This is a genomic window from Paenibacillus sp. Negev47 (assembly GCF_058313655.1).
The window spans coordinates 734,873-759,216 of sequence record NZ_CM177754.1 but is presented as its reverse complement, the minus strand read 5'-3'; the positions used below and the strand labels follow the sequence as shown (position 1 = coordinate 759,216).

Sequence of the window (24,344 nt, the reverse complement as noted above, 5' to 3'; positions counted from 1 at the left end):
CGTCCCCTGTCCGGGTTCCTATATCTATATTGTAAAGAGAAAAGTCTTCTTTTTTATTAATCAAATCTTACAAAAACCTTAAGTCTGACCGGAAATGCCAACGCTGGCTCTATCAGGCCTTTAGGGTAACCGAAAATACAGTCCGTTGATGTGGCACACTATGCAAGTGAATGCTTCCACCCATCTGTTCGACTAGCCGCTTCGTGATCGTCAGACCCAGGCCGCTGCCCTGATAGAGTCGATTGCGGGAATCTTCCAACGTATACATGCGTTCGAACACACGACTATGCTCGCTCTCAGGAATCCCTTTTCCCTGGTCCCAGATCTGTAGCGTCACAGGTCCACCTATCGAATGGTTGAGCGAAAGTCCTAGCACCTTACCCTCTGCTCCATATTTCATCCCATTGGTAATGAGATTATCCAGCACACGGTCCAATGCTTCTTCATTCGCTTGCACGAAGATATCACCATCAGGAATCTCCAGCTCCACGTGCAACCCGAGATTCGTCAACATTTCATAAAAGGAGAGCATCTTCAACCGACATAATTCGCTTAGATTCACCCGACTAAGCACCAGATCCGTGTCTCCGGATTCCAGCTTCGCCAGATCGAAAAAGGAATGAATCAAACGCAACACTTCCTGCGCCTTCTCCTGTATTTTCTCTGTCATAATCTTGCGTTCCTGATCGGTTAATGATGGGCCGTGCAGCAAGGTCTCACTATAACCCAGCACAACGGTGAGCGGCGTTTTCAGATCATGTGAAATGTTGGAAAGCATATTACGCATCTCCTTCTCCTGGTTCGCATAACCGGCTTTGGCGCGGTGGGCATAGTCCAGCAGCTGGTTCATGTCTTTCAGAAGCTGGCTGACTTGGTCATCACTATTGAATACGAGCAAGCGCTCAAAGGTGCCTTGATCCAGAATCGCGGATATTTTCTGATGAATATAGGACAGGTGTTGGGTGCGTTTCCGCAATCTCATCCACAATCCAATGACGGCAATGGCCAGAGTACCCGTTGTAATGGCAAAAATCAGTGTCATCCCTGCTCCGCCTCCAGCTTATACCCGATGCCCCAGAGTGTCTTGATATATTGGGGAGCCGAAGGATCCGCCTCCAGTTTCTCACGCAGACGACGCATATGTACGTTAATGATATTTTCGTCCCCATAATAATGATCGTTCCAGACGGAAGCGTAGATCTGCGCCTTGGTGAACACTTTGCCAGGATGGGTAACCAATAGCTTCAGGATGCCAAATTCCTTGGATGTCAGTTTGACGGGTGTACCTTCGCGCTCCACCTCGTACGTCTCCATATCAACCACGAGTCCACCAATGTGAATACGTTGATCTTTAACCATTTCAGTCACAGGCGGAGTGGTATAATTGGCGCGGCGAATCGCGGCTTTGATGCGGGCAGTCAGTTCGATTAACGAGAAAGGTTTGCTCAAGTAATCATCTGCGCCGAAACCCAGGCCCAGCGCTTTGTCCACCTCCCCATCTTTCGCAGACAGAATAAGCACAGGCACCAGACTGACTGCCCGAATGGTTTGCAGCACATCCATCCCACTTTTGCGGGGCAGCATCAGATCCAGAATAACCAGATCATACCCAGGTTGTGACTGGCTGAACTGACGTTCTGCCTCTAAGCCGTCATATGCATAAGTGACGTCGTAGCCCTCTTTTTCCAAGTATGGCCCGACCATCTCACTAATCGAACGATCATCTTCAACAAGCAACAAGCGGTGACTTAACACATGTTTCCCTCCAACATGAACATTTTTCTTTATTACCTCACAGTTTGTTTGAATTGGCAATGACATACGAAAAAACCTGACAGGATCATCACTTTGAAATCAAGTGTGTTTCCTGCCAGGTCTATAAGCGTCTGTAGATTAATGCTGGTGCTTCTAATCTCTATAACCGTTCTCGCTGTGGATCCAGCACAGTCCAATGGTTCCTGCACCTGCATGGATACTTACCACAGGGATAAACGGCATGATTTCGGTCTTTAATTTAGGGAGCAGATTGGCAATCTGCTTCTTGATTGTGACGGCTTCTTCCTGATTGTTCGCATGCATAATGCACACATGCTTTACTTTCTCCACATCCAGCTTGAGCATATCCAGCATGCGCTCTTTCGTCCGCTTGAACGTGCGAATCTTCTCATTCACAACCACTTTGCCCTCTTCAAATCGAAGCAGCAGATGGATCTTGAGCAGTTGACTGATGATCAGCTGTGTCCCCGACACCCGCCCACTGCGGTGAAGATGCTGAAGACTGGCCGGTATGAGGTAAAAGGACATATTATCAATCATCTGTTCAATGTTTACTTTGATCTCGGCAGCTGAACATCCCTGCTTCTGCCATTCCAGTCCTTGCATAATCATCTCACGGTGAGGATAGGCGCCTGCCTTTGAATCAATTGCGGTCACCGTCACTCCTGCAATCTCTGCAGCCTGCATGGACGTATGCAGCGTTCCGCTCAGTGCAGTAGAGCAATGAATCGTAATAATCTCATCGTACTTGTCTTTGAGCGACTCATACAGTTCAATGAACTCACCAATGGGTGGCTGCGAACTGCTCGCACGTGAAGACTCCGCAAGTTTCTCATAGAACATTTCAGATGTGATGTCATCGGTTTCCCGGTAACATTCCTCTCCAAATACGATGCGCAGCGGTACGATATAGATATGATTTTGCTCCGCAAAAACGGGATCCAGTGTACTGGTACTGTCGGTGACCCATGCAATTTTCTTCATGACATCCTTCTCTCTTGCCGGATTGTTCGTTCTGTATCCCAATCATCAGGCACAAGCCCGGCGGTTTTTATTTAAAATTTGAATATTACATATTGTAAACGTTTGCGATTCTACCTCTCAATTATAAAGGAACGGACAGACCGTTGTCTTGTGGCGCAATCATGAACAACCCTTTTAATTCCATTTTTAGCTAAAAAAATGTCTTGCCTGTGAAGGAATAAATTGGTATGCTGTTGTCCTTCTCTCTTTTTCGCCTTGACTGAAGTGAACGGAACCGCCGTTCAATCCACTTATCGGAGGTGTCACATGCTTTATTTCACCCTGGCTTCCAAAGCCTACTCCCGGAATCTGCAATACCGCGGGGCACACATGGTACATAACCTGGCAAGCGCCATGTTTGGTTACATGTACGCCTGCCTCTGGATCGGCATCGGGGCCGACCACACGCTCGGTGAATACGGAACACAAGGGATGGTCAGTTACATTGCGTTCACGCAATCCTCTCTCTGGATCTCGGGTTTTCTCACGAACGGACTGGGTATCCCCTTAACCGTCAGGACAGGGCAGATCGCGCTGGATCTCATGAGGCCAGTTCATCTGTTCACCCACCTGATGGCACGCGAATGGGGGCAGATTGCCTACCAGTTCGTGTACAAAAGTATTCCGATCTACCTGCTCTTCTCCATTGTCTTTTCCCTGGATTGGCCCTCAGACGTTTCAACGCTGTTCTATGCCGCACTTGGTCTTGCCAGCGCCGCATACTTATCCATCTGCATGAACTACATCATTGGTGCTACGTCGATGTGGACCACGGAGTCTTCCTGGCTTCACTGGGGCAATCACGCCATGATGAATCTGCTGGCTGGTTTCTTCATTCCACTAGAGTGGCTGCCGAACTGGCTTGAACAACTTGCCTGGCTATCACCCTACCCTTTCCTGCTGTATGTACCTACCCGAATCTACCTTGGTTTCGAAGATGGCTCCTTGCTATGGGGAACCTTGCTTTGGTGCGTCTTCATGACGTTGATCTGTCTTGCGATCACTCAAGTGTTACGTCGTAAAGTGGAGGTGCAGGGCGGATGAAACGGACTTCCTGGTTCAAATTATATAAAATGCTCATTCGAACAAGCATCCGCAGCCGGATGCAATACAAGTTCAATTTCATTATGGCGTCCGTACTCGCCGCTTTAATTCAGATCTCCGAGTTTCTGATGGTTGCTCTGGTGCTGCATAAATTCGGAGCGATTAAAGGCTGGTCCCTCCATGAGATCGGTTATCTCTTCGCCATCATGACCCTATCCAAAACACTGTACCGTACATTCGGCAATGAGGTTCACCATCTGGAAAAATATCTGGTGGGTGGTGAGCTTGATCAACTGTTAACACGTCCTATGCCCGTATTGTTGGCCCTGTTGCCGCAGAACTTCCGCATCATGGCTGGGGAAGTCTTGCAAGGCGGGTTCATTCTCTGCTGGTCTCTGGCAGGCATGATGCATAGCGGACAGATTGGCTGGATAGCCATTCCCTTCTCCCTGTTCATTATCCTCACGGGGGCAGTCATTCTCTTTTCCATCGGACTCGCTACCGCCACACTCGGATTCTGGACTACGCGTATCGAGGAATTACAGACGATCACCGAAGATGCAGCACGAACGGCTGCCCAATATCCGCTAACGTTATATCCCAAATGGATGTCTGGCATTCTGCTATCGGTTATTCCGGTGGGATTCGTCAACTACATTCCGTCACTCTATCTACTGCGGGGTGAAGGAGGCGCGTGGGTCCTTGTTGCTGTTGCGGCGGTTGCCGTACTGAGTTTGGCTGCAAGTCTGCGTTTCTGGCACTTCGGCATGACCAAATATCAAAGTACAGGTAGCTAAGGAGGCGAAACGAATCATGAACATGATCACAGCACGGCATCTGCAAAAGGAATTTAAGACCCCTGTTATTCGGGAAGGACGTTTCTCTGGGTTACGTACGTTATTTTCACGTGAGTATGTATCCAAGAAAGCGGTTCGCGATATCAGTTTTGATATCGGGCAGGGGGAGTTTGTGGGCTACATCGGTCCGAACGGGGCCGGCAAGTCTACCACGATCAAAATGCTGACAGGTATCCTCCACCCAACCTCGGGTGAGGTACTACTTGGCGGTATGAACCCGCATCAGGACAGGCGCAGAACCGTCGGTCGACTGGGCGTCGTGTTTGGACAGCGCAGTCAGCTCTGGTGGGATCTGCCTGTGAAAGATTCATATGATATTCTGGCCGAGATGTACGGCGTTCGTGCCGAGGACAAAAAGAAACGGCTGTCCCAGTTCGCTGAGCTGCTGGACCTTGAATCATTCTGGGCCACGCCTGTCCGCAAACTCTCGCTTGGACAACGCATGCGTGCGGATCTCGCAGCTTCCATGCTGCATGACCCGGAACTGCTTTTTCTCGATGAACCAACCATTGGACTGGATGTGAACGCGAAGAGGAACATTCGCCAGTTTCTACGTACCTTGAATGAAACGTTTGGCAAAACGATTTTGCTGACCACACATGACATGGACGATATCGAGCAGTTATGCAGCCGGGTTATGGTGATCAACCATGGTCAACTGACATATGACGGCACGATCTCATCGCTTCGCGAAACCATCGGACTGCCTACGTTATTTCGAATAACGTTCCGGGGAACGATTCACCTGCCAGACTCTTTACCCTCTGCGCTTCATATCACAGGAGTGGAGAACCAGATCGTTACCGTTGAAGTGAACCGGAAGGAATGGAGCACAATGGACATTCTGAAACAACTGGAATACTGGGGCGAGATTGAAGATGTAGAGATGAAAGAACCGGATTTCGAAGATATTATTCACCGTGTATACTAGTCGGCCTATTTTGTGATGAAATTGGATGAAGACCTGTTCTTATGCCGTTACATGAAAGAGGGACATGGCGTACTGTAATAGCGGAGGTGAAGCGTCATGCTTGTGACCAAACATGTACTTGCGGCATCCAGCGCACACGCCACTCCCTATTACATCGTGCGTGGCATGCTTCCCGGACCGGTGATGTTCATTACTTCCGGAGTTCACGGGAACGAAACGGCGAGCATGGCCGCTGCGCAAAAGCTCGCAGATGATTGTGCGACGGGTCGCCTTGTCATTCAGCGAGGACTGCTGATTATCGTGCCACGCGTGAACCAGAAAGCCTACGCAAAGAAAAGCAGAGGCAAGCCAGATCTGAATCGTACGTTTCCACGTCGTATGTCAGGCAAGGCCAAGCATTCACTGGCTGCAGCGGTTTTTCAGCTGGCCCGTGAACATCGGGCTGACTGGTGGCTCGATCTGCATGAAGCCAACGGGCTGTCACAGCTTAGTACGCGAGTGCTTGGACAGACGCTGATTACCAATCCTGGCAGTCGTACCATTCCGGCTTGCAGAAGAGTTATCGAACGGATGAATCGGTCAATTGCCACTCGTGATCGTCATTTTAACCTCAAGCAGCATGAATTGCCGGGATCTGCCCGCACAGCGGCTTCAAGACTATTACAAGCCCGTTCTGTTACGGTGGAGACCTGCTGGAGTCTGAAGCGCGCGACCCGTATCAAGTATCAAACGAAGATTGTGCACCATTTTCTACGTGAAGCGGGCTTAACATGATTGAGATCATTAAGATAGAAATAAAGACACCTTCAGAAGAGAGCGCCCGAGGATTACTTCGGGAGTTCGCTTTGGAGGTGTCTTTTCTGCGTTTATCTCTGCATCGTTGCTTCCAATATTCGTATACCCACAGGGTCCTGCGGCATGAGTGGATAAAGGTCTTTTTTAGTTATAAACTTGAATATCGCATGTATTGCAGAGGCTGACGGATGGTCTTCATTCAGATTGGCCTGCACAAATAAACACATATCATATTTTTTCAGCAAATCATCATATGTACTGCCTGATACTTTACATAGGATATAGCCCAGTAAGCCCACGCCGGTATTGGAATACTCAAATGAACCCATCTGATCCGTAAAGTCAGCTTCGGATAAAAAAGCAAGTAGATCATCCTCCGTATACGTTGAAAACGGATTGTATCGATTTTTCTTGGAAGACAGGTTTGTGGCAAGTCTGGGTAATCCAGAGGTATGCGTAGCAAGACTTTTTAAGGTAACCTTATTCAAAAGATGTAAAAAGTTTGGTTACAGAGCCGATTTCAAACAACCTGTGTTCAGGAGCAGCCGCGATTACGGCTCCGAGACTCTTTCCCTATTCAACGGATTTTATGGTTAATCTCATCCGGCTCTTTCTTTGTTACCCTGAACGACTGAATATAGCTATGGATATCATCTTCTGGTGTCTTGAGCAATCTGGCCAGATGAATCTGCATCTGTTCAAGGTGATCGATATGCTTCTGAATACCAGCGATTCGGTCACGGACGAGTGTTTTTAACGTATCACTCTCCATGTCCTCCTGACTAAGCAGTAGCAGAGTCTCTTGTATTTCTTTTAAAGAGTAACCCAGCAATTGAGCATCCTTAATGAACTTAATTTTGACTAAATAATCCTCTGTATACACCCGGTATCCGTTGGAGGAACGATGGGGAGCAGGCAAAATACCGCTATCCTCGTAATAACGGAGGGTTGCCATACTCACACCGGTACGCTTGGCCAAGGTTCCTCTTGTCATGGTTTCCATGCCTACCCCTCCACCCTTCTGCGGATTTATTGCGATTGTTCGTTGCGTATCTTGGTATATTGGGCACCATAGGTGGCCTCAGGGAATTTCCCCCAAGACCCTTGCAGCAATGGTTGCTCTTCTCCTTTGAGATAACGGTCAAAGAATGCCAACGCATAAGATCTTGTTATATCCACATTATGTTCTGGCGTCATGCCTCTGGCAAACATTTTCGGTGAAATTAACGAAATATCCGTAAAGCTTTGATGGAAGAAATTCTCCACCGTCAGATAATAGGTATCATTAAGACTGCTCGTCATCACTCGATCCAGATCCGGCTCAAACTCGGGGTAAAATACTTTATCCTTGACAGTAGCATCCGGTTCCAGACTTTTGGCGGTTCCACCGGACATAATATACATAAACGGCTGTTTCAGGGCTGTCGTGGATACCGTTCCCCAGAAGCCGCCCTCCAGGCTAAGTCCTGCTTGGAATCGCTCATCCTGCGCCAGTGCTTCCGCTGTCGTTGCCCCACCATACGAGTGACCCATAATACCAACATGAGCCAGATCAAGTTTTCCTTCGAGCAATTGATTCGGATCATGTGAATTCCACAGGGTCAGCGTATCGAGAACAAATCTTGCATCAGCTGCACGGATACCTATACCTTCTACATTATATTGATACAATTCCTCTGACGTTGCAAAATCAGGGTCGGCCTCATACGAGACCGCACGTCCATCAGGGAGTGTTACTCGTGCTGACGTATACGGGTGATCTATACCAGCGACAATGTAACCGTGGCTTACCAGTTCCTCTATCATTGTCATACTCTGAAAACGGGCAGAGCGGATACCCGGCGAGAACAGCAATACCGGATACTTGCTCTGGGTGGCGGACATCTCAGCTCCTTTTACCACATGTGTTGGAATGGTATCCAGATAACTGAACACCTGAGACGGAATGCCGAACACCAGACTAATAGCTTCTCCCAGTTCACTAGGGTAATGCTCCAGTGGCAGCCCTTGGGCGGCCTCCTGATCTACTGGGTACCAGACATTAATCATAAGTTCACGCTTGTCTCCTTCCTCGGGTGTTTTGGTCTCTTCGCGAGATTCATCCACCAGGTGTTGAGAGAACGTACCAATCGCAAATGTGCCGGTAGGTTCAGGCATCATAAAGGCAGGTAACAGCCAGGTCAGTATAAATGAGCCCACACTGAAAGCCAGAACCAGGATGGATACCAACGTCATCTTTATCCATGAACGACGGTTATGTTTCTGCGTGCTCTGAACGTAGCGGTCACTGCGGTATAAATTCATGAGTTGAATGATTAATGTAATAAATAATACAAGTCCAACGATATAGGTTGGGACCATCTGCACACGGAATGAGTTGATTAAGCCATGCAGAATCACTGCCAGAACCAAAGCGGAGAGTATGCCTATTGTCATTGATCGGCGCTTCGGAAACACTAGCATACATACCGTAGCAGCTACGGTTACCAAGACCAACATCCATTCTAATATTCTCATTATTCTGCCTCCAATATTTCTTGATAAGACAAGAATAAACCTTGAAGTATACTTCAAGGTCAAGGCTGAATATTAGAAAGATTTTATTGAGGAATTCGTAAATCCCATTTGTGAAGTTCAGTCAACGTACACATACCGGCCGAGAAAGCCTTAATACCTGTCGAGTTCGGCCCAGGATATATCCGCCCTGTCATCACCTGCTCTCCCTGCTGAATGAACACCTCAACGGAGCTAACATCCATAAAAATATGAAGTTCAAGCTTCCCGTCAAGAAGTTCCACTGTTGTAGCTCGTTCACCACCCGGCCCTTGCCCGGCCTTCTCGCGATTTAAGCATAGACGTTGCTGTTGCACATCATAGGTAATCACTGTTTCTTCATCCTTACCCGTTCGCAACTTCAACCCGAAGTGCTGTGCCTGTTCAGCTTCGAATACAGCACACAGTTCGTAACAGTCTCCGCTGACTCCAAGGTCAAGATCATGTTCATCACCGTTTAAATGTATACCATACTGCTCGGTGCCTTCCCACCTGTACTGTCTAAGCTCTGGAAGAGGCTGGAATATCAATCGCTCTCCCCTACGAATTAGTTGTCTTGGCAAAGTCATCGCTCCAGCCCAGGCATGGGACTGTTGTGTCGGGATTTCCGTTTCCCACGTATCCATCCAGGCCACCATGATTCGTCGTCCCTGTGCATCCTCCATCGTCTGAGGTGCGTAAAAGTCGAAGCCACAGTCCAGCGGAACGTACTGCTCGTACTTCAGCACACCCGGTTCTTCATCCAGAGTTCCCATCATATAAACGGTCGAATGCAAGTTGCGATAGTTATCTCCCTGAGCAGGCATGCGCTGCGGAGACATGATCAGCACATCTCGGTCATCCAGTGTGAACAGATCGGGACATTCCCAATTGTCGCCAAGCGTCCCGTCACTCTGGGCCATAATGTTAACATAACTCCAATCCAGCAAGTCTGTTGAACGGTATAACAGAATGACCCCTTTGCCCGCAGCGTCATTCGATCCAAGGACGCAATAGTATACACCGTTTCGTTCAAACACTTTCGGATCACGGAAGTCCTTCGGACTGGTATGCTCTGGGATTTGATTCACCCGAATGACCGGATTCATTGTGCTTTTGACAAAATCGATCCCATTGTCCGAAACAGCGATATTCTGTGTCTGCAAGTAATCGTTATCCTTGTCAGGTCCAGTCACAACATGCCCCGTGTACATCAGCACCAATTTGCCGTCCTGAACGATTGCACTTCCGGAGAAACATCCTCCACTGTCGTAGCTCTGATCGGGTGCCAGTGCAACAGGCAGATAAGACCACGTAACCAGATCATGGCTCACCGCATGGCCCCAGTGCATCGGCCCCCATACCGGTTCGTAGGGATAATGCTGATAGAACATATGATACATCCCATTGAAGTATATGAAGCCGTTGGGGTCATTCATCCAGCCCACCTCTGGCATCAAATGATAGGCCATTCGATAGGTTGGATCAACCTGATGTCGATGCTCCTTGATATATGCGTTGGCCCGGGCGAGTGTATAACTCTCCTTCGTTTGAGCCGAAGAACTCGTCAGTCCAAGGTCTGTCTCTTGCCTTGTGTCTATTTCCTGTTTCTCGTATCGTTCCTGGTTCATATGTCCTTCACTCCTGTCTCTCTCTATATCACCCAACTGAACTTATTTGATAGCCCCTTGCATGACCCCCTGAATAATGTACTTCTGGGCAAACAAATAAACGACCAGTACAGGCAGCAGGGTCAACACCAGACCAGCCATCAATGGACCGTAATCCACGGTGTATGTCCCATAAAAATAAAACGTGGACAGCGGCAGCGTTCGCTGCTCAGACGAAGTCAGCACTAAGGAAGGCAGCAAAAAATCATTCCATATCCACAATACATTCAGGACACTAATCGTTACGGTTGTCGGCAGTAACACCGGCAGTACGATGCGGAAAAAGGTCTGCACTCTGCCGCAGCCGTCCATTAGAGCCGCTTCTTCAAGCTCCAGGGGAATACTTTTGATAAACCCATGGTAGATAAATACGGCCAGCGGACTGCCAAAGCCAATATACATGTAGATCAGCGACCACTTGTTATCCAGCAAGCTGAGCGAGCCGTATATTTTAACCAGCGGAATCATAATGGCCTGGAACGGAATAATCATCGCAGCTACCATCAGGAAAAAGAGATACTGATTCAGCTTGCTTTTGTGACGAACAAAATAATGTGCTGTCATCGCCGCAAAAAGAGCAATTAGTAGTACACCTGCAATGGTAATGAGCAATGAATTGCTGAAGGCGGATACATATCCCATTTTGTCAAACGCATTGACGTAATTATCGAATTGAAACGAGCTTGGCAAGCCCAGCGGATCGGAGGTAATTGCCTGGTTAGCCTTGAATGAATTGACGATCAGAAGTACAAAAGGAAATACAAACAAAATCATCACAATGATTAATGCAATAAACTTCATCCAGTTGAGAATGCGCGATTGTCCAGCCATCATGCCTCGACCTCCAGTTTTTTGCTGAAATAGACCTGGAGCAATGTAATGGCGGCTACAAGGATAAACAGAACAAACGCTTCTGCCTGACCCAATCCGTAGTCACGAGCAAGAAAGGCCTGCTCATAGACGTGCATGGATACCATCTCTGTGCTCTTGAAGGGCCCGCCACTGGTCAAGGAGACGTTCAGATCGTACACCATAAATCCCCGTTGCAGTGACAAAAAGATGCATACGATAAACGAAGGAACCATCAGTGGCAATACAATGCGCCCCAGCATTTTGCGATTACTTGCCCCATCAATGCTGGCTGCTTCCATAACATCCTTCGGCACATTCATCAGTCCCGCAACGTAGATAACCATCATATAGCCGGCATACTGCCAAACGGTCACCACAATGAGTGCCCAGAACGCTTTATCCGGGTCGGCCAGCCAGGAGGTGGAAAACAGAGTGAGATTCATTTTTTGTCCTGCAAATACCAGTACCTGATTAAAAATAAACTGCCAGATGAAACCAAGCACGATTCCACCCACCAGATTCGGCAGGAAAAATCCGGCACGAAACCAGCCCTGTGCCTTCATTCCCCGGGTTACAGCGTAAGCGAGCAGGAAGGCAACCGCATTGGTCAACACAACTGTAATAAATACGTACTCCAGTGTCATCCCGAATGATTTCCAGAACACCGTGTCCTTGAACACACCGATGTAATTATCCCAGCCAACAAAGTTTTGATCGATGGCAATGCCATCCCAGTTCGTAAACGTCAAATAAATACCATACAGAAATGGAATAATCATCACTGTAGCAAACGCAAATAATGTCGGGCCCGTAAAGATCAGGCGGGTGCGCAGACGAGTCCATAATCCTTTTTCGGTCAGCATTGTCTTCCTCCACTCTATCCAAATGATTAGCCTGGCGGTTATGCCGGAAACAAGTCGAACAGTGGAAGCTGTACGTTCATCATCTCCGGCGTACCGCAATTCTCTCTCTATGTGCTGCACAGGGCCAAGAATAATTCCTTTATTTTACGTTGCTCCAATATGCCTGAATTTCGTTGGCAAGTCCGGCACGGTCAATGACATCAGCCAAATACTTCTGCATGGATGCACCCAGTTTGGACCAGTGATCTGCAGGAAGTGTACTCATTGATTCCTCGATTTTGCCTGCCTTGATGTATTCACTAATGGATTTGCCAAGCGGATCGGTTGGCTCCAATGTAATGTTGCTGAATGCCGGAATAATACTGGCTTGATTCACCAGGAAGTCCTGACCTTTTTCGTTATAAACGATCCAATCCAAAAATTTCTTCGCCGCTTCCTGCTGCGCTGGTGTGCTCTTTTCCTTATCCAGCAATATTCGTTTGGATACGGCAGCAGAGATTTGCGTATTACCGAAATCATCCGGATTATTGCTCACAGGTACAGGGAGGAATCCATATTTCCCATCTGCTGTATCAAAGCTGGAAATTTGCGGCCAAGCCCAGTTGCCCTGGAACCAGATACCAACCTCACCTTTGCCAAGCACCTCAGGTCCACGCTCATAGGTTCCAGACAGTGGGGAAGCCTTGTCAATATTGTAGGTTTTCATCAGATCAAATGTATCCATCAAACCATTAAACACAGCGTTGGAAGCAAGGTCCACTTGACCTGCCTTCAGATCAGTAATGAATTGATCCACCTTCGTATGGTCCGGCGACTGCCCACCATATGCAAGCCCCAGATAATGCGCACCAAGTGACCAATCCATCGGAGATACAATCAGAGGTGATTTTCCAGCAGCAGTGATCTTTTGGAACAGATCCTCCAGCTGTGCAGTGGTCTGTACAGACTTCGGATCAAATGTCCCCCCTGCCGCCTGATCTAGTACATTCTGGTTATAAATGAATCCATATCCTTCAATAGATAAAGGGAATGCATAGTTTTTACCATCAAACGTTGTTGCTGTCGTGCTGTTCTCCACAGCATCCTTCATCCAAGACTCGGATGTGAGGTCCAGAACACGATCCTTGAATTTCTCTACATCCCCTGTATCCAGCATCATCATCGTTGTAGGGCTGCCGGAGGCATACAAGGCAGACGCTTTTTCAAACGGAGACTGTCCACTGCCTACAGGTATAATTTCAAGTGTGATATTTGGATTTTCAACTTTGAAGTCCTTAGCTGCTTGCTCCAGTTGACTGTTAATTTCTGACTTGGAATTGAGCAAAGTAATTTTGACACTCTCACTGCCGCTACCCTCAGAAGAGGAGTCGGACTCTGTTGCTGCTTTACCTCCACATGCTGTAATTACAAGCATCATAACCAATAAAAATACCGATAATTTCATCCATCTCTGTTCTCTTTTCATCTTGTCATGGCCCCCGATCAATAGTTTAAAAGGAAACGCTTACAACTCGAATTATAATGTCAAAGGTTTGACATGTCAATCGTTTGACATACTATTAAAAAAATTAGCCTGACTTCATCTTTTCGCGTCAAAAGGACTAATAGGAAAAAACGACCTGCATCAGGTCGTCTCTCTCTCCACTAGGGTAACCGGCAAAATATGCTCCATCCCGATCTTCTCTTCCGCGATCTGGCGCCTAATCAGATCAATCGCTAGCTTAGCCATGGCCTCCACCGGCTGCCTTATCGTTGTAATGCCAGGCACCATATAAGCTGCCGCACGAATGTCATCATAACCTATAATAGCGATATCGTCGGGTACCTTGCGCCCCCCTAACACGATCTGCCTCAGCGCATGCACCGCCATCAGATCACTTGTTACAAAAAGCCCGTCCACCTCCGGGTGTTGTGCAAGCAGCTTATCCACCAATTCCGTATACTGATGCTGATCAAACACATTCAGATCGGTTTCATGAATCATAACCGGCTCGACTCCATGAGCCTGCAATGTATCAACGAAACCTGTCGTCCGGCGATTGGACAGCATTTGCAGTTCCAGATTACCGCAGATATGCGCCAAATGCCGTCTGTTCTTCGCGAGCAGCATTTCAGCAGCCATAACCCCTCCCTGATAATTATCAGATGAGATAAACGGGATGTCCTCACCGATCTTACGATCAAAGGTCACGATTGGGGAATGCAGATTCATATACTCATCAACTTCAAGGGTATGGCTTCCCATAATAATGCCATCCACGCGATTACCCTTGAGCATCTCCACATATTCACGCTCTTTGGAAGGGTCCATGTGGGAATTGCATAACATAATTTTAAATCCATTCTGATATGCATGATACTCAACATAGTTAGCCAATTCTCCAAAAAACGGATGGGATACATCGGGAATAATCAAGCCTATAACGTTAGATTGCTTACGCAGAAGAGAGCGGGCAATTTCGTTGGGTCGATAGTTCAGTTCGTCCATGGTTTGATACACTTTATCCCGAGTCTTCTGACTGATATATCCCCGGTTGTTTAATACACGCGAGACGGTAGTTACAGAAACTCCTGCCCTGAGTGCAACATCATGAATAGTTGCCATAACAGCCTCTTTTCCTACAACATTCTTCATACCGATATTATTATAAACCTATTGCTAACCCTGAACCAAACCCTCGGAATCCGCCCGCTGCTTCATTCCGCTACAATTCTCGCTCTGGGCATGCTATGCATAGCTCCGTGCGTAACATGAACCTGTACCACATACGTGCCGGGTTCTTCAAAGGTATGCTGGATTTCATACAGCCCTTCCTCTGCCTCATTGGCAGTAATTGCCCCCTGATTCTCCAGTTCGTCCGCTGTCATCATACCTTGCTCCGGAGATACAGAAGGCGGATCATCAAGGTCATTCCAGATCTGGAATTGCACATGGTCGGCATGGCTTAACGGTGCATCTCCCTGTGTAAGCTTCACCTGCAACCGTGTTGGTTTATGAAGAGAAGCCTTCTCTGGAACGTCAAGTTTCACTTTAATCATCTCTGGCATCTCGCCCGACGTGGACTGTTCCTCATAGGAGCATCCCACGGTCAGGAGGATCAGAACAATGAAGGGCATGAACCAACGAGCTTGTCCGCTCATCACCATCTGTCCTTTCTTAATTAAGAAGATTTTGATGTTTTGCCGATGCCCCACAGCATCACGATGATGATAATAAATGCAATGAGTGCCAGTAGCGGAATGGTGATAAAACCAAACCAGTTCAAATAGTCGGTATAACATGGAACCTTCCCGCACGCCACGGCGTTACCTGTAGCTGAAAAAATACGTTGGATCGTTACATGATATAACGAAATGCCGCCACCGATAAAACTAAGCGGAAGCACGTATTTCGCGATACCCGCGTCATCCTTAAAGTAGGCAATGCCCAACAAGATCGTTAGCGGGTACATGAATATGCGCTGGTACCAGCACAGATCACATGGAAGATAGCCCTTGATCTCACTAAAATAGAGACTTCCCCCTGTTGCAATAACCGAAACGGCCCAAGCAACAAATAACCGGGTATCCACACTTTTCGCCGGACGCTCCGATTTTGATGATGTACTCATTTCCTCTGTCCCCCTCTTCATTTTGCTTATACCAAATTATCATACCTCATTCTGGACTCGATCGGCTATTCAAGCTGTTATGTAGGTCATTACCCGATGATTATACCAAATTTTTGAACTTTTGGTTCATTTATGATCACATTGAATATGTTCATCCTGATCCATACCTTTGGACCTTGCGTACGTATTACCCCAGTCGCACATCGTGTTCAAGACCGGAACGAAGGATCGTCCGAGATCAGTTAAGCTATATTCTACTTTTGGCGGGACTTCCTTGAATATTTCCCTATGAACAAGTCCGTCGCTCTCCAACTGTTTCAATTGGTCGGTTAAGACCTTTTGTGTGATTCCAGGTATCAGTTCATAGAATTCCTTGGTTCGAACCGATTGTTGACTCAGAAAGAAAAGGATAAGGCACTTCCATTTCCCCCCAGCGATATCCATGAAAATATTTATTCCGGTATTATATTTAACCAATGTGCCGTTCCTCCTCAATAGATACTTTAAAGTGGCTATCCCACCTTTTTGTGCGTTATTTTCTCATTTGTTAATGCCTACTATAATTCAAGGGAGTCCTAAATAACAACGATGGAGATGAATTCATGAGTGTACAATCCGTTTTGAAACATAGGCGTTCCGTTCGACATTTTGATTCAAGTTATACGATACACCCGGAGATTCTCACTTCATTCATTGAATCTGCAAGCAAGTCACCCAATGGGAATAATATTCAAGCGACCCGGTATCTTATTATTGATGACCCCGATCTCCGGAGCGCATTACTACCTATTGCTTACAATCAGCAACAGGTGATCGATGCTTCCGCTTTGATCGTCATGTTAGGGGATTATCAAGCATTTGAAGCGGATAACATCATCAACATTCATGAAGAAGGATTTCAGTCGGGCTTTTTTGATGCATCACTCCGAGATTATCTGGCGAATGCGGCAATACAATACTATGCAAATAAATCCGATGAAGAGCTGAAACTGGAGTTAACCCGAGATGTAAGCCTAGCATCCATGTCATTCATTCTGCTCGCCAATGAAGCTGGTTTCGAAACCATCACGATGTCAGGTTATGATTCCGCACAATTAAAAGCCAGCCTGAATATTTCTGAAAGATACTTGGATGTCATGCTGATCGCTGTTGGTAAAGGTACGAAAAATGGACATCAGACGGTACGTCATCCTGTTCATCAAATTATGTATCGAAATACAATGACCTCCTTATGATAACAACAAATAAAAGCTGCCGTATAGGGCAGCTCTTTTTGTTTTAATCTTATTAAATCTTTACTATTACATGGATTTAGTCAGCATAATGGATCCATCTTTTTGTGCCTATTTCACGTCCCCGTTCAGAAGTTCAGCAATGAAACGCAGAGGTACTTGCGTGCATCCATCTTTATTTATAAATACAGTCGCACTCCCATTTTTCTTCCTTTTTTTATCAACCGAAGCTTACATAAAAGGTTATCCTGAAGTACAATAAAGACAAATCATATTATATTGGTGAAGGAGGTCCAATCATGACCTGGTTGCCTTATGTTTTAATTGTGGGTATCGCCTTATTTGGAGGTGTTGCTACCATGATTATTGGAAATTCGAAAGCCAATCAGACCAGTAACCCCGAATATGACCGACGCACAAAGCAAAACCTCAGCAAACTTACCTATGTATACGCTGGAGCGATTGTACTTGGTATGGGCGGACTTATCCTCTATCTTTTTAACTGAAAATAATCAATTCAGCAAAGAATACGTTCAAACATGCTGAGTAGCTTCAGGTTCTTTTCTATATTCTCCTGTCTACATGCACATGTTTACAAGTTGGAGATAATACAGAATTATTCTGGATATGTTTGGGGTTTAATATAAAGCCATAAGGGACAGCGAGCCCATAAAACAAAACAACCCCCAACTTGAAGGAGAGATAGATGATGAAAAAAAACATGAAGAAATCCGTAGCAACAATGATGGTACTTGGCATGACATTGACAGGAGCAACGGGCGTATTTGCCGGAACGCAACTGGAGAAAATCTCTGCATACCTTAACCATGGAATTAGCTTCAATGTCGATGGCGCGGCGTACACACCAACGGACGGCAATGGCAACAAACTTGCGCCAATTACCTATAACAATTCCACTTATCTGCCCGTACGCGCGCTTGCTGATGCGCTGCATGTACCCGTATCCTATGACAGCAAAAAGGGACAGGTCATGATCGGCCAAGCGACAAGCAATCCATCAACTCTGACCAATGTAACATATAGCGCAGCACAAAAAGAGGCAATTCAAAAGGCTTTTGCACAATTCGATGGGTTCACAACTGCCTATGCCCCACAACATATGGTTGCTGGAGATACGTTCAAAAGCGTAGGTGCGGGCGGTGATGGTGTAAACTTTGTTTTCAATCGCATGAATGTAACGGTATCCCCTAAAGACTACTCGTTCAGCTATGATGGTAAAACGGTAAAACTGCCTAATGGTGTATCCGCCAAATGGTATACACCAGATCAAACGGATATGCTCACGTTCCAACTGGATGATCGTTACGTTACCCTTAGCTCGCCAAATAACCAATTCACTCACACTCAACTGGAGCAAATCGCGGTATCCGTACAAAAAGTAAAATAAACGATAAATAGAAGAATAGAAGAATAGAAATAAAACAGAAACGCACATCATCTCGGTCCCCCTCTATGATTAAGGGCTGATATGATGTGTGTTTTGTCCTATGTAAGACGAATTTTAGCTATTCAAAAAACAAGGCTTTCGTCCAGCTACATTTTGAAAAGGATGGGGTTATAATGGAGTGTACAGCATCTTACATCAGAAGCGAAACGGAGTGTACCCCATGAACCAGCGTATTGATCTGTCCCCAGAAGAACTGCAACAACTTGCAGGTGAGTTCAACAAGGCATCCCAGAACGGACAAGATATTCTTGCCCAACTCAAAACGATGATCGATCAGTCTGAGGGACAGTGGGAAGGCGAACGCCAGCGGGAGTTTCTCGGGCGTATGAATGACAGCATGACGAACATCAGTCATTATTTGCGCGGTTTACAGGAAACCAGCACCAGTCTTCAGCAGACAGCGACGCGTTTTCGCGAAACGGATCAGTCACGCTAGGACTGATCCGTTTATTTTATTTTCCTTCACATATAAAAAAAGATAAAAGTGCCATAAAGTTACTTATTCTCAAGCTCCGCTACAAAAGCCTCTTCCTCTTCGTCCACATATCCTCTGAAAATGATCTCTTCAATATCTTCATGATTAAATACATATGTGTAATCCGGATTAATGTATCCCTCAGGATACAGACAGCCAATATAATCGAATTGACGCGGCGGTTCAGTTAGCAGCATCTGCTTTCGTCCGTAGATGACGAGCTTTTTGGTACCTTCTTTCAACCGAATCACGGAGCCATTAGGCAGTAAGGTAGATGTTTCGTTTGCCATCATGTAATCTTCCTTTCTGTATTTTGTGATGTGTTACCCTGGACTTTCACAGGCGTGTTCAGCACCCGGCGAAGCCAGTAGTACCGATGTACATCCATCATAAAATGAAACACAACAAAGGCCAGCATGATATACACACTCATGAGTACAACAGCAACCGTCTGTTCTGTAACAAAGGCCAGGGAAATATTAGCCAGCAAGTAACCCCCGCCAGTCAAAAGGGTCAGCGTCGCAACAGGCATACGAGAGCCCTTTTCAGACTTGGGACTGTTAGGTGACTGCTTCAATCTGTTTATATGAAACTTCGCATACTGAAAGAATGCAAAACCGTATACGACAAACGAACCAATCGCATACCATGGTGTTGTGAGACCTAACATGCCGTAGGCAAACTTTTGAATAATAATCATAAACCCCAACGAACATACGATACCAAACACACCTCGAAACAGGACATAATTCAATTGCAGCCTGCGGGGAGCCACAATCAGTGCGATGGCCCACACATTCATCACTGCCAGAGGCGGCAGTAGTATATATGCGTACATAAGTTGAACCGGAACGCTAAACACCGGAATCAGCAGAAATACATTTAGGAAGAAAAGTACGAGCGTACCTGCGCTGAAACGAATTCCATCCACGGCGTATACCGCAAGATAGTTCTCGAATGCATCCCGGTTGTAGGATGTTCCTTCATACATGGCAGACTCGGCAGTATTGGAAGTCTTGGCAGATCGTGTATGACGCTTCATCTATTTAAACCACCCGCTAACGGTAGACCAGGCTTTCTTCGCTCCATGTTTCACAACATCCTTCACGGAATCATCCTGCCCATCGCCATCCAAATCCATATTCATGGTTACCCCTTCTGCAAGATACGTCAAACCTACGGATACACCCAGGCCGACCGCACCTACGGCTAGGACAGGCGCCGCCGCAGGCAGAATAGCCGCTGCCAAGAGAGTTGCTCCCACGGTTGTTGCCCCACCGACGACAACATTACCGATGATATCACCAGCAATCTTGTCACCGGATGCATTCTGGCTGATGTTCTCTTGTGTATCCGTGAATACATCAATGCCAACACTGGCCCAGCCCAGCTTGTCCGTTAAGGCGGATTTGACTGCATAACCCGGCTTCATCATCGAGGCAATTTCCTTAATCTGAGGCGTGGCTGTTCCGTTTGCTATTTTGGCTTCAATGTCACGTACATAATGGATTTTGTAGTCCCTTGGTCTGCCGTTTACCAACGGATTCCCCTTCACTGAATCGTAGCTCTCGCGAACCAAAATGCGTGGTGTGTTTCGATTCAGCTCCTGCTTGACCATATAGCCATTTTTCACCCGATATCCCAGTTTGGCTACAGCCGCAGCCGCAGTTAGCGTACCTACTGTGCTTCCGGGTCCGTCAAATGGTGCGAGCAGGTTAACACCCGTAAGGCCAAATGTACCACCCGACTGATCTTCCTGTTCCATTTTCTCCCGAGTCGTCTTTACATACGCAGCCAGCTGCTGCATGCTCTGTCCAGCGGTCTGAAACCGCTGCTGATGGGTCTGGTACAAACCAATAATAGTCTGTCGATTACCCGACTGCCAGGCTGCTCCCTGAATGGCGTGTTGAAGAACACCGTCCACCTGCTGCAGCTGTGCCGTCACTTGTTCAATCTGCTGTGCGAGTGAGTTCAAGTAGTCAGCCTTCATGACAATTTTGGTCAACTGGATTCCCCCCTTGATTTACATTTATGTATGTCTATATTGGATTTAAACTCCGGGCAGTACATATAACGAACGCGTCGTTAACAGAAACAGGCTTTGCACCAATTCTTCTTCCGTCACCTTAAATGCTGTAAACAGACTGGAATTTTCCCCTTCAAGGAACAACCAGTTACCTTGGGTGCTGCCTATAAAATAAAGGGTCTGTGGCTGTCCTTCCTGTCCCCGGGTGTACACCTCGAACTGCCCCCACTTCTCAAGCGCGGCAAAGCCCTTCGCCAATGTCTGTAATGATGTATGATCCAGATGATCGTCCTGTTGCAAAATGGACGCGAACTTCTCCATGGATGAATCCATCCCCAACGCGGACAGACGCTTCAACGTTTCTCCCTGGATGGTTGTACGAATCGTATCCTGTGATTCAGGATTACTATTGGATGCTGATGGGTCGGGTAGTTCAATCCGATTGCCAATGACTTGTAACATATCCTGCAACTCATCAAAAGATGTTAGCACCGTCTGGTCTTCTACAGGCTTCCACAGCCATTCAACCATCTGCGTACCTGACAAAAATCCATAAGTCACCGACGATTTCCCATCTGCTGCATGCAATTCGAGTCGGGTTATTGCACTGCTGAGCTTACAGCCTGTAAGCAGGTTATGTACCTGCGGCTCTATGGTGATCTGCTTGTTGTCTTCCACCATAACACCGTCTTCAACAAGACCTCTAAGAATCTGTTCGTAAACAAGCTGTGCCTGTTCACCCTGTAATTCCGGGTCATTCAGATCCGCGAGCAGCTGATTCGCTTCCGGAATATTCATCAATTGAAACAGAAACAAGGCCTCACGGCCGGAACACTGAAACGATGTATATGAAGGCAAGGTCATTCCCCTTTTCCATGATGTCAATTTAAAGAGGTTGGCGAAAAATTCTATTCTTTTATTGTAAAAGGAACCTTGGCTGGGCTCAATGCGCCCCCACTCCTGATCTTAAGCCGTTAGGCCTGATTATATATACCCACTAAAATAGAAAAAGGCACATGCCCTACCATCCGGTAACTGATGAACAAGCTTATGTATCCAAGCCTCTTTCTCCTGAGTATTCAACGCCTGCCACATGTCTCGACTCAATGCTTCCACGACTTCCCCCCTTTCTGATACAACTCCAATTCCCTAGAATGCTTTACTAGCACAGCACAATCTTACTTGTCTTGCTTACACTTTTATTTCCCTGCCGACTGCAACAGTTCGAGCAATAATTCCTTCCGTCTTCCTTCAGCCTTGCGAGCCAGCGTTGTGAGCTTCTCCACCTTGCCAAAGATCGGGTAAAGCACACGTTCTGCTTCATAACGTTCGAGCCCTTGAATCTGTCTAACCAACCGTTCTAGTATTTCATCATTCTCCAGCACGGGCTGAATCTTCAGCTTCAGACTATCTGTCGCACGACGCAAGCTGGCGACTAACGCAGGTATGGATTGGAGCGTTACACCCTGTTTGTCCACAAATGCCGCAATGAATTTATCCTGAATTAACTGATGCTCATCATCCACTTCGCCCATGTAATATTCAACCAGCGGGAAATACCGCTCATTCACGAGCCCCAGCCCAAAGGTTGCATAACTGCCTGGCATACAGCTCTTCTCGCCCTCGGTATCCTCGTAGAACTCGAACTCCTGGATAGCCTCATGTGCATACTCTTCCAGGAGTGGATGCAGCTCCGGATACTCCAGTGCATTGGCAAAGAATCGGTGGGTATCCGACTTCGCAAGTCCTTTGATCGGCAGATACTGCTTTACGCCAGATTTGAGCTTGATCTTATAACTTTTCGGAAAGCCCTGCTTCAATAAATGCGTGATAAAGGTAATTGCCTGCTGATAGGCACCCGGCTCTTCCTTACGAATGTGAATGTTCATCAGGGCAAATACATCATTTGCTTTGCATTCAACCAGTTCCGTTTTCACATGAATATCGTCCTTCGCATACGTACCGCTACCTTCTGTCAGCATGCTTACTGCACGACGGCTACCAAGCTGCTTCGCGAGTTCCAGGAAAGTCAGACCTTTGGGTTTGCTGTAACTGGGCTCAAAACGTAGAATCATGACTGCTGCGTACAACAGCAGATCGATTGGTTGAGACCCGGGTGTTTGCTGCTTCTGAGGCTCGTCCAAGTGTTGGCCTGCCTGTGTCTCAACGTTCGACTCCAGCGTTGCTCCTGGTTTTAGTGAATACTCATTGGCACGATATGCTGAAGATTGCACATCATAATACTGTGGTAAAAATTGATTTTCTGCCCATGCCGTCACCGCACGAGTAATCTCACCACGATGTTCTGCCAGTGCATCCGGACGACCCTGATTCAACTCTTGAATCCGGTCATACTGCCGGATGGTCCATGCTGCATCCAACTCCGGGAACAGCTTAGGATCGAGCAGATGCCCCGTCAAAAAGAAAGATTCCAGTTGCTTCGTCGGATATGTACCATGTTCCAGCTTTTTGTCTACATAGGTATGAATACGCTCAAGGAGCAGCTGTCTTTTCTCTTCATTAATATATTCCAGTAACGTCAATTGCAGCTTACCTTCGGTTGTTGGGAATTTCCCACGGAAGGTGAAGCGGTAGTCAATCAACGGTGTGTTAGCCAGCTTGTCCAATCTAACTTGGACAACCTCTACCAGCTTAGGCCCGATCTCATTACGTACCTGTTCCTCGGTAAAGGCCCCTGCCTGTTTCGATTTCCAACCATCATCCAGACCTAGATCCAGACTGTCTACTGTGGTCCGTCCAGGTCTATAATCCAGTACAATATCATTGAAGATGCCCATTTGCAGCGTTGTTCGCTTCACAACACTTTCCAAGTCATCCCGCTTCTCCTGTTCATCAAACCATTCATGGATCGTCGTAATCATCTCTTCCATCGCCTGATCATAAAGTGTGCTCATCTAATCTCCTACTTTCCCACGCATCTTATGATGTTTATCAACCATACTTGAACCTCTATGAATCCCGATTCAATTCGAGGTATTTATGTTATAAATACGTATTGATGTTCGTATATTACCTATTATTTTACTCTCTCAAGTACAACGGGAACAATAAGGCTTATGCACGGTTGTTCGCTAGGGCGTGTCTGAAGACTCCGAAGGAAGCAGATTTTGCCGAATTTTCGTTCCAGGCAAGGGAGTTTTTCGCAGGCGTGCCGGGGCACGTCAAGGG

27 protein-coding genes are annotated in these 24,344 nt (G+C 46.8%); 8 read left to right on the top strand and 19 right to left on the bottom strand.

Annotated elements, in window-relative coordinates; all coding sequences use genetic code 11:
* Positions 1-112: 112 nt before the first annotated feature.
* The 3 genes from AC4G47_RS03475 to AC4G47_RS03465 form a co-directional block, all read right to left on the bottom strand.
* On the bottom strand, positions 113-1,042 hold the full coding sequence (locus AC4G47_RS03475) for a sensor histidine kinase (protein ID WP_491104772.1): 930 nt from the start codon (positions 1,040-1,042) through the stop codon (positions 113-115).
* Entirely contained in the window at positions 1,039-1,704 is a 666-nt protein-coding gene (locus AC4G47_RS03470) for a response regulator transcription factor (protein ID WP_440131314.1), read from the bottom strand. The genes AC4G47_RS03475 and AC4G47_RS03470 overlap by 4 nt, the downstream gene beginning before the upstream one ends.
* Positions 1,705-1,908: 204 nt before the next feature.
* Complete coding sequence (locus tag AC4G47_RS03465) at positions 1,909-2,760, bottom strand: DegV family protein (RefSeq protein ID WP_458124167.1); 852 nt, start codon at positions 2,758-2,760, stop codon at positions 1,909-1,911.
* Between the two features lie 306 nt (positions 2,761-3,066).
* On the opposite strand from AC4G47_RS03465, the gene AC4G47_RS03460 reads away from it, so the two are divergent.
* The 4 genes from AC4G47_RS03460 (at position 3,067) to AC4G47_RS03445 (ending at position 6,405) form a co-directional block, all read left to right on the top strand.
* On the top strand, positions 3,067-3,843 hold the full coding sequence (locus AC4G47_RS03460) for an ABC transporter permease (protein WP_491104770.1): 777 nt from the start codon (positions 3,067-3,069) through the stop codon (positions 3,841-3,843).
* Complete coding sequence (locus tag AC4G47_RS03455) at positions 3,840-4,640, top strand: ABC transporter permease (RefSeq protein ID WP_491104769.1); 801 nt, start codon at positions 3,840-3,842, stop codon at positions 4,638-4,640. The genes AC4G47_RS03460 and AC4G47_RS03455 overlap by 4 nt, the downstream gene beginning before the upstream one ends.
* Positions 4,641-4,662: 22 nt before the next feature.
* Entirely contained in the window at positions 4,663-5,631 is a 969-nt protein-coding gene (locus tag AC4G47_RS03450) for an ABC transporter ATP-binding protein (protein WP_491106633.1), read from the top strand.
* Between the two features lie 96 nt (positions 5,632-5,727).
* The gene (locus AC4G47_RS03445) at positions 5,728-6,405 is read left to right on the top strand and encodes a succinylglutamate desuccinylase/aspartoacylase family protein (RefSeq protein WP_491104768.1); all 678 of its coding nucleotides are present in this window, start codon (positions 5,728-5,730) and stop codon (positions 6,403-6,405) included.
* A 92-nt stretch (positions 6,406-6,497) separates the two neighbouring features.
* On the opposite strand, the gene AC4G47_RS03440 is transcribed toward AC4G47_RS03445, so the two are convergent.
* The 11 genes from AC4G47_RS03440 to AC4G47_RS03390 all read right to left on the bottom strand — a co-directional run bounded on the left by AC4G47_RS03440 (position 6,498) and on the right by AC4G47_RS03390 (position 16,431).
* Positions 6,498-6,914 (bottom strand): serine hydrolase, encoded by a 417-nt coding sequence (locus AC4G47_RS03440; RefSeq protein ID WP_491104767.1) that lies wholly within the window; start codon positions 6,912-6,914, stop codon positions 6,498-6,500.
* A gap of 89 nt (positions 6,915-7,003) precedes the next feature.
* Entirely contained in the window at positions 7,004-7,429 is a 426-nt protein-coding gene (locus AC4G47_RS03435; RefSeq protein ID WP_491104765.1) for a MerR family transcriptional regulator, read from the bottom strand.
* 26 nt (positions 7,430-7,455) lie between these two features.
* On the bottom strand, positions 7,456-8,943 hold the full coding sequence (locus AC4G47_RS03430) for an alpha/beta hydrolase (protein WP_491104764.1): 1,488 nt from the start codon (positions 8,941-8,943) through the stop codon (positions 7,456-7,458).
* A gap of 83 nt (positions 8,944-9,026) precedes the next feature.
* Positions 9,027-10,589, bottom strand: a complete 1,563-nt coding sequence (locus AC4G47_RS03425) for a glycoside hydrolase family 32 protein (RefSeq protein ID WP_491104763.1) — start codon at positions 10,587-10,589, stop codon at positions 9,027-9,029.
* Between the two features lie 42 nt (positions 10,590-10,631).
* Positions 10,632-11,459: a carbohydrate ABC transporter permease gene (locus tag AC4G47_RS03420; RefSeq protein ID WP_458127353.1), complete on the bottom strand. Its 828-nt coding sequence runs from the start codon at positions 11,457-11,459 to the stop codon at positions 10,632-10,634.
* On the bottom strand, positions 11,459-12,343 hold the full coding sequence (locus AC4G47_RS03415; RefSeq protein ID WP_491104762.1) for a carbohydrate ABC transporter permease: 885 nt from the start codon (positions 12,341-12,343) through the stop codon (positions 11,459-11,461). Before AC4G47_RS03415 ends, AC4G47_RS03420 begins: the two co-directional genes overlap by 1 nt.
* Before the next feature lie 139 nt (positions 12,344-12,482).
* Positions 12,483-13,808, bottom strand: a complete 1,326-nt coding sequence (locus tag AC4G47_RS03410; protein WP_458124174.1) for an ABC transporter substrate-binding protein — start codon at positions 13,806-13,808, stop codon at positions 12,483-12,485.
* Positions 13,809-13,967: 159 nt separating this feature from the next.
* Positions 13,968-14,948, bottom strand: coding sequence for a LacI family DNA-binding transcriptional regulator (locus AC4G47_RS03405; RefSeq protein WP_491104760.1), 981 nt, complete (start codon positions 14,946-14,948; stop codon positions 13,968-13,970).
* A gap of 92 nt (positions 14,949-15,040) precedes the next feature.
* A complete protein-coding gene (locus AC4G47_RS03400) occupies positions 15,041-15,484 on the bottom strand; it encodes a FixH family protein (protein ID WP_491104759.1) in 444 nt (147 codons plus the stop codon).
* 20 nt (positions 15,485-15,504) lie between these two features.
* Positions 15,505-15,954 (bottom strand): disulfide oxidoreductase, encoded by a 450-nt coding sequence (locus tag AC4G47_RS03395; protein WP_145325871.1) that lies wholly within the window; start codon positions 15,952-15,954, stop codon positions 15,505-15,507.
* A gap of 126 nt (positions 15,955-16,080) precedes the next feature.
* Positions 16,081-16,431 (bottom strand): winged helix-turn-helix transcriptional regulator, encoded by a 351-nt coding sequence (locus tag AC4G47_RS03390; RefSeq protein ID WP_458124177.1) that lies wholly within the window; start codon positions 16,429-16,431, stop codon positions 16,081-16,083.
* Positions 16,432-16,556: 125 nt separating this feature from the next.
* Here AC4G47_RS03390 and AC4G47_RS03385 point away from each other — a divergent pair, with 125 nt between their 5' ends.
* The 4 genes from AC4G47_RS03385 (at position 16,557) to AC4G47_RS03370 (ending at position 19,090) form a co-directional block, all read left to right on the top strand.
* On the top strand, positions 16,557-17,189 hold the full coding sequence (locus tag AC4G47_RS03385) for a nitroreductase family protein (protein ID WP_458124178.1): 633 nt from the start codon (positions 16,557-16,559) through the stop codon (positions 17,187-17,189).
* Positions 17,190-17,485: 296 nt separating this feature from the next.
* Positions 17,486-17,692, top strand: coding sequence for a hypothetical protein (locus tag AC4G47_RS03380; RefSeq protein WP_458124179.1), 207 nt, complete (start codon positions 17,486-17,488; stop codon positions 17,690-17,692).
* Positions 17,693-17,892: 200 nt separating this feature from the next.
* Positions 17,893-18,594 carry a stalk domain-containing protein gene (locus tag AC4G47_RS03375; protein WP_491104755.1) on the top strand — a complete coding sequence of 234 codons (702 nt, stop codon included), beginning with the start codon at positions 17,893-17,895 and terminating at the stop codon, positions 18,592-18,594.
* Between the two features lie 220 nt (positions 18,595-18,814).
* Complete coding sequence (locus AC4G47_RS03370; RefSeq protein ID WP_145325876.1) at positions 18,815-19,090, top strand: WXG100 family type VII secretion target; 276 nt, start codon at positions 18,815-18,817, stop codon at positions 19,088-19,090.
* Between the two features lie 59 nt (positions 19,091-19,149).
* Here AC4G47_RS03370 and AC4G47_RS03365 read toward each other — a convergent pair whose 3' ends face one another.
* From AC4G47_RS03365 to AC4G47_RS03345, 5 genes are all read right to left on the bottom strand, one after another.
* Positions 19,150-19,419, bottom strand: a complete 270-nt coding sequence (locus AC4G47_RS03365; protein ID WP_458127354.1) for a DUF4176 domain-containing protein — start codon at positions 19,417-19,419, stop codon at positions 19,150-19,152.
* Positions 19,419-20,120 (bottom strand): hypothetical protein, encoded by a 702-nt coding sequence (locus tag AC4G47_RS03360; RefSeq protein WP_491106632.1) that lies wholly within the window; start codon positions 20,118-20,120, stop codon positions 19,419-19,421. Before AC4G47_RS03360 ends, AC4G47_RS03365 begins: the two co-directional genes overlap by 1 nt.
* A gap of 51 nt (positions 20,121-20,171) precedes the next feature.
* Entirely contained in the window at positions 20,172-21,134 is a 963-nt protein-coding gene (locus AC4G47_RS03355; RefSeq protein ID WP_458124181.1) for a hypothetical protein, read from the bottom strand.
* Between the two features lie 45 nt (positions 21,135-21,179).
* Positions 21,180-22,013 (bottom strand): hypothetical protein, encoded by an 834-nt coding sequence (locus AC4G47_RS03350; protein ID WP_491104754.1) that lies wholly within the window; start codon positions 22,011-22,013, stop codon positions 21,180-21,182.
* Positions 22,014-22,354: 341 nt separating this feature from the next.
* Complete coding sequence (locus AC4G47_RS03345) at positions 22,355-24,070, bottom strand: DUF6138 family protein (protein ID WP_491104753.1); 1,716 nt, start codon at positions 24,068-24,070, stop codon at positions 22,355-22,357.
* Positions 24,071-24,344: the final 274 nt, after the last annotated feature.

What these genes read in the sequence shown, in the direction of transcription:
- AC4G47_RS03465 (WP_458124167.1), bottom strand. Translation starts at nt 2,760, where the DNA reads ATGAAGAAAATTGCATGGGTCACCGACAGTACCAGTACACTGGATCCC.
- AC4G47_RS03400 (WP_491104759.1), bottom strand. Translation starts at nt 15,484, where the DNA reads ATGAGCGGACAAGCTCGTTGGTTCATGCCCTTCATTGTTCTGATCCTC.
- AC4G47_RS03425 (WP_491104763.1), bottom strand. Translation starts at nt 10,589, where the DNA reads ATGAACCAGGAACGATACGAGAAACAGGAAATAGACACAAGGCAAGAG.
- AC4G47_RS03385 (WP_458124178.1), top strand. Translation starts at nt 16,557, where the DNA reads ATGAGTGTACAATCCGTTTTGAAACATAGGCGTTCCGTTCGACATTTT.
- AC4G47_RS03450 (WP_491106633.1), top strand. Translation starts at nt 4,663, where the DNA reads ATGATCACAGCACGGCATCTGCAAAAGGAATTTAAGACCCCTGTTATT.
- AC4G47_RS03410 (WP_458124174.1), bottom strand. Translation starts at nt 13,808, where the DNA reads ATGAAAAGAGAACAGAGATGGATGAAATTATCGGTATTTTTATTGGTT.
- AC4G47_RS03430 (WP_491104764.1), bottom strand. Translation starts at nt 8,943, where the DNA reads ATGAGAATATTAGAATGGATGTTGGTCTTGGTAACCGTAGCTGCTACG.
- AC4G47_RS03360 (WP_491106632.1), bottom strand. Translation starts at nt 20,120, where the DNA reads ATGTATGAAGGAACATCCTACAACCGGGATGCATTCGAGAACTATCTT.
- AC4G47_RS03365 (WP_458127354.1), bottom strand. Translation starts at nt 19,419, where the DNA reads ATGGCAAACGAAACATCTACCTTACTGCCTAATGGCTCCGTGATTCGG.
- AC4G47_RS03380 (WP_458124179.1), top strand. Translation starts at nt 17,486, where the DNA reads ATGACCTGGTTGCCTTATGTTTTAATTGTGGGTATCGCCTTATTTGGA.
- AC4G47_RS03455 (WP_491104769.1), top strand. Translation starts at nt 3,840, where the DNA reads ATGAAACGGACTTCCTGGTTCAAATTATATAAAATGCTCATTCGAACA.
- AC4G47_RS03415 (WP_491104762.1), bottom strand. Translation starts at nt 12,343, where the DNA reads ATGCTGACCGAAAAAGGATTATGGACTCGTCTGCGCACCCGCCTGATC.
- AC4G47_RS03370 (WP_145325876.1), top strand. Translation starts at nt 18,815, where the DNA reads ATGAACCAGCGTATTGATCTGTCCCCAGAAGAACTGCAACAACTTGCA.
- AC4G47_RS03405 (WP_491104760.1), bottom strand. Translation starts at nt 14,948, where the DNA reads ATGGCAACTATTCATGATGTTGCACTCAGGGCAGGAGTTTCTGTAACT.
- AC4G47_RS03375 (WP_491104755.1), top strand. Translation starts at nt 17,893, where the DNA reads ATGATGAAAAAAAACATGAAGAAATCCGTAGCAACAATGATGGTACTT.
- AC4G47_RS03420 (WP_458127353.1), bottom strand. Translation starts at nt 11,459, where the DNA reads ATGGCTGGACAATCGCGCATTCTCAACTGGATGAAGTTTATTGCATTA.
- AC4G47_RS03460 (WP_491104770.1), top strand. Translation starts at nt 3,067, where the DNA reads ATGCTTTATTTCACCCTGGCTTCCAAAGCCTACTCCCGGAATCTGCAA.
- AC4G47_RS03470 (WP_440131314.1), bottom strand. Translation starts at nt 1,704, where the DNA reads ATGGTCGGGCCATACTTGGAAAAAGAGGGCTACGACGTCACTTATGCA.
- AC4G47_RS03445 (WP_491104768.1), top strand. Translation starts at nt 5,728, where the DNA reads ATGCTTGTGACCAAACATGTACTTGCGGCATCCAGCGCACACGCCACT.
- AC4G47_RS03435 (WP_491104765.1), bottom strand. Translation starts at nt 7,429, where the DNA reads ATGGAAACCATGACAAGAGGAACCTTGGCCAAGCGTACCGGTGTGAGT.
- AC4G47_RS03395 (WP_145325871.1), bottom strand. Translation starts at nt 15,954, where the DNA reads ATGAGTACATCATCAAAATCGGAGCGTCCGGCGAAAAGTGTGGATACC.
- AC4G47_RS03475 (WP_491104772.1), bottom strand. Translation starts at nt 1,042, where the DNA reads ATGACACTGATTTTTGCCATTACAACGGGTACTCTGGCCATTGCCGTC.
- AC4G47_RS03345 (WP_491104753.1), bottom strand. Translation starts at nt 24,070, where the DNA reads ATGAGCACACTTTATGATCAGGCGATGGAAGAGATGATTACGACGATC.